This window comes from Alkalibacter mobilis (assembly GCF_015594845.1).
GTDB lineage: Bacteria > Bacillota > Clostridia > Eubacteriales > Alkalibacteraceae > Alkalibacter > Alkalibacter mobilis.
On sequence record NZ_JADNRK010000020.1, the window covers coordinates 1 to 12,240 of the forward strand.

Here is a 12,240-nt window from a genome sequence, read left to right on the forward strand (position 1 = left end):
AAACGACAACTTTCACTGGAAGAATCAAAGAACCAGAATCCTTTACTGAAACATTTACAAACCTTACTGAATTTAATGATGATTTGATGAAATATTTACAGTCACAAAAATATTCATTTGAAACATCCGAAGATTCTTATGAAGATGGAGAAGAAAAAATGGACAACCAAGATTTATTATTAAAAAACATTGAGACAATATCTCGGAATATTGAAAAGAGTCACGTTGAATTGCGAGAGAATTTTAAAGAACGTGAATCCCGAATATTTGAAAACAGTAAAGACTTAGAATCCCGAATTCTTGAAAATTCTAATAGAACAGAAGAAAGAATGGACAAAAGGTTTGAACAATTGTTTTCAGAATTAAACGCACGGGAAGAAAGAATTGAAAAAAAAATAGATACACTCCAAGAAGAATTCAAGAATTTGAAATCGGATAACAAACAGACTCGTTGGTCAATTTTAGCTTTATCAATAACTACTATTCTCGGAATAGCTGCTATGGTGTTTTCTATTATACAATTAATACTCTCAATACCATTGCCTTAATTAAACATGTTCATTTAGTATAAGTTATTCAACTTATGAATTTAGTATCTTATAAAATGCTTTTTTTCGAACGATTGAACCTCTCAGCCTGAAACAGAACCAATATAAAGATTGGTTCTGTTTTATACCCTATGTTCACACATGGACCTGCCCATTATACAATCCCGAAATATTTCTCAAAAAAAGTTATTAACTTCTCTATAACATTCTGTTTTTTCTCTTCTCTACCACCACTGAATCTTGAAACTGGCGGCAAGATCTTGTCAATGTCCGTGCCGGTGGTTTTCAGTGTTCCATCACGAAAAGAGTTGTTCACGAACTTTCTCGTTTGTTCTTCTTTTAGTTTTTCCTCGTTGATGATGGCCTCCAGGTCCGTTTCCTTCCGCTCGTGGACGAACTTTTTCCACGCTTCTTCTACTTCAGTTGTACTGCTGACTTTTTCAATAAAGTGCTCGATCAGTTCTTTCTTGCTGCGTAGCTGCATACTGGATCCTATTGCCTTGTCGATGGTGACCAAGATGCTCTTGTCCTGGCAGTTGGTCTCGTGGAACTTAGCCACCAGCATCAAGATGTAGTCAATGTTGATCTCCACTTGCCGGATCAGCTCGATTTCAAAGACAACGTCGTCGTTGATCTTCTCCTTGTCTGCCTTGTCGCCCCCACCCATTTCCTGGTACAGATCAATATATACACTCTGATAATCCTGATAATCTCTTTCGCTAAGTATCTCATTGCCGGCAAATTGGTCAAAGGCGGTCAAGATGTTTTTCAACCGCAGGATTGCTCCAAACAAGCGAATAAAGTCCTTCTTGTTTTGCTCTCCGATGATTGCCTGACCGATTGGGAATCTCTGTTCCAGGTCTGCAATCAGTCCCGTGTAGCCTGGTTGATGCTTCCCATGTTCATCAAATCCATTGTAGTAAGCGTCATAGCTTTTTAGTAAAACGATGCTCTCCGCATCCTTATCACCAAAAAGGGCTATGGCCTCGTCTGTTTCTTCCTGGAGATTACGGAAACATACGATGTTCCCATACGTTTTAACGGAGTTGAGGATCCGGTTGGTTCTGGAAAATGCCTGGATCAGTCCATGTTGGCGAAGGTTCTTGTCCACCCAGAGCGTGTTCAGGGTCGTTGCATCAAACCCCGTCAAGAACATGTTCACGACGATCAACAGATCGATTTCCCGTCCTTTCATCCGCATGGAAAGATCTTTGTAGTAGTTTGGGAACTTGTCGGCGGAGGTGTCAAAATTGACGTTGAAATCCGCATTGTAGTCTTTGATTGCTCCTTCAAGAAACTCCCGGGAAGTTTGGTCCAAGGAACTTGTGTCAAATTCTTCATCGGGAAGGACATCTTCCGACTCGGCTTCATTGGCACTGTAACTGAAAATCGTGGCCACTTTGAGTTTCCGATTATTCTCCTTCAGCTGTTTTCGAAACTCTGTATAATACTTCTTGGCCACAGCAATGGAGCTGACTGCCATGATGGAGTTGAATCCGGCCATTCTTTGTCCCTGCAGGGAATAAAAGCTGTTTCGCTTGGTCTTCTGATCGAAGTGCTCCAAAATATATGCTACGATCTCCCGGATCCTTTCCGGATCCGCCATGGCGTTTTCCGTGTCGATGGAAGAAACGTCTTTGTCCTTTACATGATCCTTCATCTTGACCGTGCTGATGTAGTCGATGCGGAAAGGCAGGACATTCCCGTCGTTGATGGCATCGACAATGGTATAGGTGTGCAGTTTCTCCCCAAAGGCTTGCGGAGTGGTTTTAAGATTCGGTTTTCCGCCGGAACTGGCATTGGCTGCAAAGATGGGTGTCCCTGTAAAACCAAACAAATGATATTTCTTGAAGGATCGAATAATCTTCAGGTGCATGTCGCCAAATTGGGAACGATGGCATTCGTCGAAGATGATGACCACATGTTTTTGGAATACGGCGTGACCCTTGTTTTTGGTAATGAACCTGTCCAGTTTTTGGATCGTGGTAATGATGATGTGGGAGGTCTCATCCCCCAGCTGCTTTTCAAGGATCCTGGTAGAGGTATTGCTATTAGCTGCCCCCTTCTGGAATCGATCATATTCCTTCATGGTCTGGTAATCCAAGTCTTTCCGGTCCACCACAAAGAGGACCTTGTCCACGTAGGGCAAAGCCGAAGCCAGTTGTGCCGTCTTAAAGGAGGTCAGTGTCTTCCCACTTCCGGTAGTGTGCCAAATGTAGCCTCCTGCCTCCAGTGTTCCCAGTTTCTTGTAGTTGGTCGCAATTTGGATCTTGGACAAGATCCGTTCCGTTGCGGCGATCTGATAAGGACGCATGACGAGAAGCAGATCCTCCGAAGTCAGCACACAGTACTTGGTTAAAACATTCAAAAGGGTATGCTTGGCCATAAAGGTCTTTGTGAAATCCACCAGCTCAGCAATGGCCTTGTTGTTGGCATCCGCCCAATAGGAAGTAAACTCAAAGCTGTTGCTGGTCTTCTTGCTCTTCTTTCGCTCCCCAGCTGCATTTTCCTTGACGTGACTTGCCCGAGTCGTATTGGAATAGTACTTGGTATGAGTGCCGTTGGAGATGACGAAGAGTTGGACATACTCGAACAGACCGCTGGCCGCCCAAAAACTGTCCCTCTGGTAGCGTCGGATCTGGTTGAAGGCTTCCCGTATGGCCACGCCACGACGTTTCAATTCAATGTGAACAAGAGGAATGCCATTGACAAGCACAGTTACATCGTAACGAGTATCATGGTTCCCCTGAGATTCCGCATATTGGTTGATAACTTGCAACTGGTTGTTGTGGATGTTCTTCTTGTCGATCAGGTAGATATTCTTGGTTGATCCATCGTCCCGTCGAAGGATCTGGACATGATCCGTTTGCATTTTTCGAGTCTTTTCCACGATTCCTTCATTTTGACTTGCTAGGCACTCCGAAAAAAAGCGACTCCACTCCTCCTCGGAAAACTTATACCCATTGATCTGTTCCAACTGGGTTCGCAAGTTATCGACCAGTGAGGCTTCGTTGTGGATCTTTAAATAATCATACCCTTGTTCCTGAAGCTGCCGGATAAATTCTCGCTCCAAGTCAGCCTCGCTCTGGTATTTCCACGTGTGATTATAAGTCGATATGTACTCGGCAACAACCGTGCTTTTCTCTGTGGAAACCACGATGTTGTATTGACTCATTACTCCACCTCCTTGAAGGTAAGAAGCTTATCCCGGTAGTAATCGTACTGTTTCTGGCGTGCTTCAATCTCTGCTGGTAATCCACTGGTTAGGTCATTGCATAGGGTGTCAAAGCGATCCAGAATGGCTACAATTCGGTCTTGTTCCTCAACAGGCGGTACAGGGATGCTTAGTTTATGCAATTTACTACCTTTTATACCTTTTACTGTTCCACCTGTCGCAGTAGCTTTTAATTTATCTTGGAACTCACGTCCTAATAGAATATATTTTAAAAATTTATTATTAAGTGTGCTATCCTTTGCACTATATTTTATAACACGTTGTGCTAAAGCTATGTTTTCTCTATCAACTTGAGCAACATTGCCGCAAGGAGCCTCTGTAGTAATTAACACATCTCCAATGCGCGGCAAACCCCTGCGCATAACTATATCATAGTCATTTTCTGCTATATATTCCTTCGACTTTTCGTAATCTATGTAACCTTTTCTTATATTTTTGGCTGTAACCAAATAGATACCACTTTCTACTTTCTTCGGTGTTTTACCCCGATAATCAACAATCTCACACAAGTCTTTAAGCATTTTATATTCTACATTCTCAAATTTTAATAGGTAATTCTGGTAATACTCATACTGCTTCTCTCTTGCTGCAAGCTCTGCTGTAAGCTCTGCTGTAAGCTCTGCTGTAAGCTGGGTGAAACTATCCAATATGCGCACAATTTCTTCCTGCACGGGTAGTGGAGGGAGTGGAAAAGCAAGCTTACTAAAATTCCCTTTTGATAATCCGTATCTGGTTAAACCTGTAGCTTTCTTTAATATCTGCCTTTGAACTGAATTAGAACGAAATAGGTAAGCAATATAGTAAGGATTAATTTCCTTGTATTTTAACCTAATTCGCATAATATGGTAACTATAAACAGCATCAGAAATATCACTTACTACAACTCCAGCATGACCAATATCTTCTATCGTTTCAGATGTAGGTGTTATAAATATGTCTCCTGCTTTAATATCACAGTTTTGAATTTTCTTTTCTGATGCCGTAACTTCCATATTGATAACTTCAGCGGTTATTTTTCGATTATTATATACATCCATATAATTTAGCAATCTAACTTTTTGTTCATTTGGGTTGATTTTTTTATCTACACCTGTATTACCAAGATCTGCAAAGCTACCCAACTCAACAAAATCCACCCCATCCGGACACAGCTCTTGAATCAACTCTTCCAACCTGCTCATGCATCCACCTCGATTTCTGCAATGATCTTGGCGATCTCATCCCGTAGTATTTGCTCCCTAGCAACGATTTCTTCAATTTCCTTGTTCAAGACTTCAATATCAATGATCTCCCTTGTATCTTTCTGCTCTATGTAAGTAGATACAGAGAAGTTGTAGTCTTGCTCCTCGATCTCTTGATTGGGAACCAACCTGGAAAAATGGTCTTTGTCTTTCTTTTGAGCATAGGTTTCCACAATGGTCTCTATATTCTTTGCCGTAAGTTGGTTGCTGTTGGTAACCTTGATGCATTCCTTCGACGCATCGATAAAAAGGGTCTTGTTCTCTTTCTTGGATTTTTTCAACACCATGATGCATGTAGCAATGCTAGTACCAAAAAACAGATTGTCCGGCAACTGGATTACACAATCAACATAGTTGTTGTCGATGAGGTATTTTCGGATCTTCTTCTCTGCACCACTCCGGTACATGACACCCGGGAAGCAAACGATGGCAGCCGTTCCGCTGGTGGCCAACCAAGACAAGGAGTGCATGACAAAGGCCAGATCTGCCTTGGATTTGGGTGCCAGCACACCGGCTGGCGAAAATCTGGGATCGTTGATCAACAGTGGATCCGCATCCCCATCCCATTTGATGGAATAGGGCGGATTGGAGACGATGGCTTCAAATGGCTCTTCGTCCCAGTGCATTGGATCTTTTAGAGTGTCCCCATGACCGATGTCAAATTTGTCGTAGTCGATATCATGCAGGAACATGTTGATCCGGCAAAGGTTGTAGGTGGTGATGTTGATTTCCTGTCCAAAAAATCCTTGGCGGACATTTTCTTTCCCCAAGATCTTGGCAAACTTTAATAAAAGGGATCCAGATCCGCAGGCAGGGTCGTAGACCTTGTTGACTTCCGTTTTCTCAACCAAAGTGATCCTGGTAAGGAGTTCACTGACTTCCTGTGGCGTATAGTACTCCCCTCCGCTTTTTCCAGCGTTGGAGGCATACATGCCCATCAAATATTCGTAGGCATCCCCAAAAGCGTCGATGGTGTTGTCCATGTAATCGCCAAGCTTCATTGCAGCAACGCCATTCATGAGCTTGACCAGCTTCTCGTTTCTTTTTGCGACCGTTCCGCCCAGCTTGTTGCTGTTGACATCGATGTCGTCAAAGAGGCCCTTGAAATCATCTTCACTGGCTGCTCCCTTGGCAGATGCTTCTATGTTTCGAAATGCCTGCTCCAACGTTTCATTGAGGTTTTCGTCGCTTGCTGCATTCTTTCGAACATTTTGGAAAAGTTCGCTTGGCAAGATAAAGAAGCCTTTGGTTTGAACCAGATCTTCTCTTGCGGTTTCCGCTTCCGGATCGGTCAAATTGGTATAGTCGAAATCCTCGACACCAGCTTCCCTTTCTCCCCGGTTGATATAACTTACAAGGTTTTCAGATACATATCGGTAGAACAGCATGCCCAGTACATATTGTTTAAAGTCCCAACCATCCACACTTCCCCGAAGATCGTTGGCGATCCCCCAAATAGTTTTGTGTAGTTCTGCTCGTTCTTGATCTCTTTTTCTGTCCATAGGTTTCTCCTCATATCTAATTTTGTTGTTTTTATCATGTTCATATCATGTGATTCACAAGCACCAATCATGTAAATTATAACAAATTCAACAAAATGTATCTATGGCAGATCAAATATTTCGATTTATTAAAATTTTATCCTTTCAATTATAGTGTTGCGACGCGAACATTTGTTCTGTATAATCACATTATAACACGATTATTGAACGGGTGATAAATTTGTTTTATAGAATGCTTCAGAGAGCAAACTACTTAATTACCGAATATGAGATATATGACTTCCCCATCCCTTTGGATGTGATAGAGAAAGTCATATTTGATCGCAAAATCAAAGTCCAAATTATTGAAAATATCCACTCCGGTTTAGTCATTGCAAATCAAATGCTTTTGCCACATGGTGCTGCTTCAAATTTGCGCGAAAATATGGTGCATGAGTACTGTCACACCCAGTATCACGTACATAATCATTTTTCCAGTGACAAAGTAACCATTGCAAAAAACGAAGCTCAGGCAAAGGCATTTGCAGCATATTTTCTAATGCCAGTCTACATATTTGAAGAATCATTAAAATATTGTGAAACCGATGCTGAATTGGCTGAGGAATACGGTGTAACGCTGGAATTCATCCAATATAGAAAGTTATTGACTCAAAGCTTGATGTTATCAGGTTACTTCAAATAGAACATTAATATCACTAGTTTAGAGTTTATAAAGGCAATCAATTATTTTTAAAAGGAGATGTTTTAAATGGCATATGCTAAAAGAAATTATAAAGAAAAATATTACCGAGTACGAAAAACAATTGGTGGAAAAGAAATTGCTTTCTATGGCGAATCCAAGAAAGAAGCTGAAATCAAGCGTGATATGTACCTCGATATGATAAAAAATGGTATCGACCCAAACTTGGCAGAAAAATCTCTTTCGATAGCTATAGAAAACTGGTTAGAAACATTTGTAAAGCACGAAGTCAAAACAAGCAGTTATAAAAGGTATAACGGTGTTTTTAAAAAATTTATTCAAAACTCATCTATTGGAGGTTTCAGAGTAAGTGACATGAAATCCATCACTATTCAAAATTTTTATAACAGCCTTAATGTCACTTACTCCCAAATAGATAATATTCATAAACTACTAAATAAGTTCTTTGGATATGCTGAGAATGACGGATATATTTTGAGGAATCCTTGCCGCGGGGTGAAGAACCCAAAGAAGATGGATAAGAAAGAAATTGAAGTTTTTACAAAAGAAGAGATAAAACGATTTACTAGCATAGAACATAGAAATCAGTGCATGATCAAGCTGTTGCTCTACACCGGCATGCGCCTCGGTGAATGTCTTGCTTTAACATGGAACGATTTAGATATGGAAAAATGTATCATCACAATCAATAAATCAGTCAATGGCTTAGGAGAATTGACTACAACAAAAACTAAATCATCTATTCGCTACTTGGTATTTCCACCTTCACTTCTTGAGGATCTGAATAAAAAGAAACAACTAAATAGGATTGAAAAGATGGCTGCTGGATATGAGGATAAAGGACTGGTATTTCCTTCTCAGCTTTCGGGAAATTATACTAACCAATCTCGTTTCCGTAAGGAATTCAAAGATATTTTAAAAGAAGCTAATGTCCCATATAGAAAGCCTCATACGCTGCGCCATACTTTCACCACCAGGGGACGACAGATGGGGTACTCTTTAGAAGATATTGCACGTATGTTAGGACACTCAACTATAACAATGACTATGGAGAACTATGTACATTATAATACCGAGGATTTACGCAAAATGGTGGATCGAATGATCGTAGAATAAATCAAGGCCAATAGGCCTTTTTTTAATTCAAAAATTTACTTACCGGTTATTTTCCGGTTATTGAGCATAAAAAAAACCAGGACAAAAGCCCTGATACGTAAGCGTATGGCGTGCCCGGAGGGATTCGAACCCCCGACGAACAGATTCGAAGTCTGCCACTCTATCCACTGAGCTACGGGCACGCAAGATGTAAATATAAAAAAATGAACCGTTGGTTCATTTTAATAACGAATGGAGCGAAAGACGGGATTTGAACCCGCGACCCTCGCCTTGGCAAGGCGATGCTCTACCACTGAGCCACTTTCGCATTTTATATTGTTGAAACAACTTACCTTTAACATTATACTCAGTATCCATATAAAATTCAATAGAAAAAACAAAAAAATCCAATTCATTCATTTCGGCTCTTCTAAATTTAAAATTTTGATTAAATTTGATCAAATAGTGTTTTATGTTCAACATCAGGGATAAATATTAGATTATGAAAAGGAGGAATTTGAATGGATTTATTGACTTTGGCAAAACAAAGATACTCTTCCAGAGTTTATTCAGAAGAAAAAATTAACGGGGACGTGCTAACTTATATTCTGGAAGCAGGTCGAGTCGCCCCTACTGCTAAAAACATCCAACCTTATAAGGTATTAGTTATACAAGATGACGAGAATCTGGAAAAACTTTCTGAATCAGCAAGAATCTATGGTGCTCCCCTTGCATTGGTCGTCTGCAAAGACACTGATAACTCATGGCTCAGACCCATAGATGGAAAAGAGCATGGCGATATCGATGCCACGATTGTCACCGATCATATGATGTTAGCCGCTACTGATAAAGGTCTCAATTCAGTCTGGATATGTTTTTTCGATTCTGAAAAAATTAAAGAGAGTTTTAATTTCCCACCCAATCTTGAACCTGTAAATATTTTGGTTGTAGGACACAGCCCTGATGAACCCAAGTCTCCGGACAGGCACAAGGAGACGAGAAAGTCATTGGAAGATACGATAGTGTTCGAATCTTTTTAAATTAAAAAACTTTAGGAACCCAGACACATAAGATTCCTAAAGTTTTTTATTGCTATTTTCTAAGCAGCTCACACTATTAATGACTTAAACTATAGTTTATTTATTATGCTTGCATTATAAGCCGCACCAAATCCGTTATCGATATTGACCACGCTGATTCCACTTGCACAGCTGTTCAACATAGCCAATAAGGCTGCCAATCCCCCGAAATTCGCACCATAACCCACACTTGTGGGTACAGCTATAACCGGTTTGTCAACCAATCCTCCAATTACACTGGCTAAAGCCCCTTCCATACCGGCAACCACGACGATGACCTTTGCACCCCTTATTATTTCTATTTTAGATACCAACCTGTGCAAACCTGCAACTCCAACGTCTGCTATCTTCTCAACTTTGTTACCCAACATCTTCGCAGTCTCATATGCTTCCTCAACCACTGGAAGATCGGAAGTTCCCGCACAAACTATCGCTATGTACGATTCACTAATCTTTTGTTCTTTTCTTTTTATTGTTATTACCTTACCCAATCTGTTGTATTCAGCATCAGGGGCTAGACTTTTTATGGCTTCGAACATTTCGTCGGTAGCTCTGGTAGCCAAAATGTTTTCGTTTTTTGTCAACATATACTCTGTTATTCCTTTAACCTGGTCTACGGTTTTGCCTTCACAATATATCACTTCAGGGTAACCATTTCTTATTTCTCTGTGATTATCGATCGTCGCATAACCCAAGTCTTTGTACGGGAGATCCGCCAGAATACGAACCCCATCTTCAATATTTTTTTCTCCGCTTTTTACAGAACGAAGGATTTCTTCGATTTGTTTTAAATCCATTTTACACCTCTACTCCCCTGACTTGAGTTTGAATCCACCCATTTTGTAGCCATCCATATCCAAAGTTACATACGTAAAGCCAGCTTCCTTTATACCTTCTGAAATCTTATCCAACAATTTAGTATCAAATAATTTTTCTCTCGATTCAGACGGCACCTCTATTCTAGCCAGATCACCATGACTTCTAACTCTTACTGCCTTGAATCCCAGATCCATCAAAAAAACTTCCGCTCTTTCTATTCTTTCAAAATCCTCAACTTTTAACTCAGTCCCGTAGGGAATTCTAGTTAGTAAGCATGCGTACGCAGGTTTATCCCAAGTTTTTAAGCCTTTATTTTTCGACATTAGTCTGATATCTTCTTTAGTTATCTCATTTTCCTTTAAAGGACTTACAATTTCAAGTTCCTGCAAGGCCTTTAGCCCAGGCCTATAATCTTTCATGTCGTCCTCGTTGGTTCCATCCATGACATAACTAATCTTTTGACCTTTTGCAAATTCCAATATTTTCCCAAATACAGCTCTTTTACATAAATAGCATCTGTCTTCAGGGTTATCTCGTATTTCTTCGATTATTCCAGTACTAATAAACTCGTGTCTGACACCAAGTTTTTCAGATAATTCCTTAGCTTCCTCGATCTCCCATTTAGGTATGTAAGGAGATATCATTGTCACAGCTATAATATTTTCGCCCAGTGCTTCCTTGGCAACGTGAAGTAAAAAAGTACTATCCACTCCTCCTGAGAATGCAATGACTGCTTTTTTCATGCTTTTAATATAAGAAATCAAACTGTCATATTTTTCTTCTAAAATCATATATCCTCCAAATTTCTCCATATGAACCTATAGATCTTTTCCATAGGGATTTTATTTTCATTAGCGATTTTTACGCATTCATCAAATTCCGGTTTTTGTTTTATTATTTTTCCATTTTTCAAGCCTTGCTTCACAGTAACTTCACCCCAGGGAGTTTTTACTTTAACGAAGCTTCTATCGAGCAATATTTTTTCAACCGGATATTTTCTGATCCCAAGCGTTGTCGTATGAACAAAGAACAACTCTTCCATTGTATGCTGAACTTCAGGCTCACAGAGTACGCAAAGCTTTACTCCCGGACGAGATTTTTTCATGATTATCGGAACCTTGAAAACATCCAAAGCCCCGTTTTCAAAAAACATTTCTTCTACAAATGAATAAAGCTCTGGATTCATGTCATCGATATTCGCTTCCAAAATCAGCTGGCCTTTATTCGCCATATGCTCCTCAGCCAAATATACCCTTAATACATTGGGCACATCAAAATCTTTTGTACCAAGTCCATAACCTATCTTGGAAATCGGCAGCGAAAAACCTTCATTGAATCTCTTGGCTGCATGAGCTATGATTGCAGCACCTGTGGGTGTGGTAGCTTCGCTGTTTACCAAACCTGTTTTTACAGGAATCCCTTTTAAAATATCTATTGTCGCAGGTGCAGGTACAGGCATTGTTCCATGAGCGCACTTGACAAAACCTCCACCCAACTGCACTGGCGATGAAATTAGCATATCAGGTTTTAAATACTCCAAGCAGATGGCTGCGCCTACGATATCTACGATAGAGTCTATTGCTCCCACTTCATGAAAATGAACACTTTCTGCGCTTTTTCCATGTACCCTGCCTTCCGATTCGGCTATTATCCTGAAAATTGCCTTACTGGTATCTTTAACATAATTGCTCAGCGAACTTTCTTCAATAATCTTATTTACATCCGAAAGATGTCTGTGTGTTTGATCGTTTCCTTTTAATATCACATCTGCTTTAATGCCTGTTATTCCTCTTTTTTCACCTTTTGTGAATGACACATCAAATTCATCAGCAACTGACAACTTTGCCAGTTCTTTTTGTATATGATCCGGATCGACTCCCAAGTCTACCATTGCACCTAAATTCATATCTCCGCTTATTCCGCAAAAGCAATCGTAATATAGTACTTTCAATGTATCACTTCCCTATTATTGTTTACCTATAGATTATATCAGAATTCAGGTTATATTTTCATAAGAAATC

The 12,240-nt window shown here is 40.1% G+C and carries 10 protein-coding genes and 2 tRNA genes; 4 read left to right on the forward strand and 8 right to left on the reverse strand.

The features are described from left to right. Positions 1 to 548, forward strand: a 548-nt coding sequence (locus IWB18_RS09425; RefSeq protein WP_207740801.1) for a hypothetical protein, incomplete at its 5' end; no start/stop codon positions are given. Positions 549 to 702: 154 nt separating this feature from the next. Here IWB18_RS09425 and IWB18_RS09430 read toward each other — a convergent pair. From IWB18_RS09430 to IWB18_RS09440, 3 genes are read right to left on the reverse strand one after another with little or no spacing between them, the layout of a single operon-like run. Further along, positions 703 to 3,723 carry a type I restriction endonuclease subunit R gene (locus IWB18_RS09430; protein WP_195683372.1) on the reverse strand — a complete coding sequence of 1,007 codons (3,021 nt, stop codon included), beginning with the start codon at positions 3,721 to 3,723 and terminating at the stop codon, positions 703 to 705. Then, on the reverse strand, positions 3,723 to 4,964 hold the full coding sequence (locus IWB18_RS09435; protein WP_195683373.1) for a restriction endonuclease subunit S: 1,242 nt from the start codon (positions 4,962 to 4,964) through the stop codon (positions 3,723 to 3,725). Before IWB18_RS09435 ends, IWB18_RS09430 begins: the two co-directional genes overlap by 1 nt. Continuing rightward, positions 4,961 to 6,526: a type I restriction-modification system subunit M gene (locus IWB18_RS09440; protein WP_195683374.1), complete on the reverse strand. Its 1,566-nt coding sequence runs from the start codon at positions 6,524 to 6,526 to the stop codon at positions 4,961 to 4,963. Before IWB18_RS09440 ends, IWB18_RS09435 begins: the two co-directional genes overlap by 4 nt. A 232-nt stretch (positions 6,527 to 6,758) precedes the next feature. Here IWB18_RS09440 and IWB18_RS09445 point away from each other — a divergent pair, with 232 nt between their 5' ends. Continuing rightward, on the forward strand, positions 6,759 to 7,208 hold the full coding sequence (locus IWB18_RS09445) for an ImmA/IrrE family metallo-endopeptidase (protein WP_195683375.1): 450 nt from the start codon (positions 6,759 to 6,761) through the stop codon (positions 7,206 to 7,208). 66 nt (positions 7,209 to 7,274) lie between these two features. Further along, on the forward strand, positions 7,275 to 8,342 hold the full coding sequence (locus IWB18_RS09450) for a tyrosine-type recombinase/integrase (RefSeq protein WP_195683376.1): 1,068 nt from the start codon (positions 7,275 to 7,277) through the stop codon (positions 8,340 to 8,342). Positions 8,343 to 8,448: 106 nt separating this feature from the next. On the opposite strand, the gene IWB18_RS09455 is transcribed toward IWB18_RS09450, so the two are convergent. Both IWB18_RS09455 and IWB18_RS09460 read right to left on the reverse strand, forming a co-directional pair. Continuing rightward, positions 8,449 to 8,524, reverse strand: a tRNA-Arg gene (locus IWB18_RS09455). 50 nt (positions 8,525 to 8,574) lie between these two features. Further along, positions 8,575 to 8,649, reverse strand: a tRNA-Gly gene (locus IWB18_RS09460). A 193-nt stretch (positions 8,650 to 8,842) separates the two neighbouring features. Between IWB18_RS09460 and IWB18_RS09465 the strand changes: the two genes are divergently transcribed. Then, positions 8,843 to 9,361 (forward strand): nitroreductase family protein, encoded by a 519-nt coding sequence (locus IWB18_RS09465; RefSeq protein ID WP_195683377.1) that lies wholly within the window; start codon positions 8,843 to 8,845, stop codon positions 9,359 to 9,361. 89 nt (positions 9,362 to 9,450) lie between these two features. Here IWB18_RS09465 and larB read toward each other — a convergent pair whose 3' ends face one another. The 3 genes from larB to larC are packed head-to-tail and all read right to left on the reverse strand — an operon-like array spanning position 9,451 to position 12,170. After that, complete coding sequence (gene larB / locus IWB18_RS09470) at positions 9,451 to 10,197, reverse strand: nickel pincer cofactor biosynthesis protein LarB (protein ID WP_195683378.1); 747 nt, start codon at positions 10,195 to 10,197, stop codon at positions 9,451 to 9,453. 9 nt (positions 10,198 to 10,206) lie between these two features. After that, a complete protein-coding gene (gene larE, locus IWB18_RS09475) occupies positions 10,207 to 11,010 on the reverse strand; it encodes an ATP-dependent sacrificial sulfur transferase LarE (RefSeq protein WP_195683379.1) in 804 nt (267 codons plus the stop codon). Beyond that, the gene (larC, locus tag IWB18_RS09480; RefSeq protein WP_195683380.1) at positions 11,007 to 12,170 is read right to left on the reverse strand and encodes a nickel pincer cofactor biosynthesis protein LarC; all 1,164 of its coding nucleotides are present in this window, start codon (positions 12,168 to 12,170) and stop codon (positions 11,007 to 11,009) included. The genes larE and larC overlap by 4 nt, the downstream gene beginning before the upstream one ends. Between the last annotated feature and the right edge of the window lie 70 nt (positions 12,171 to 12,240).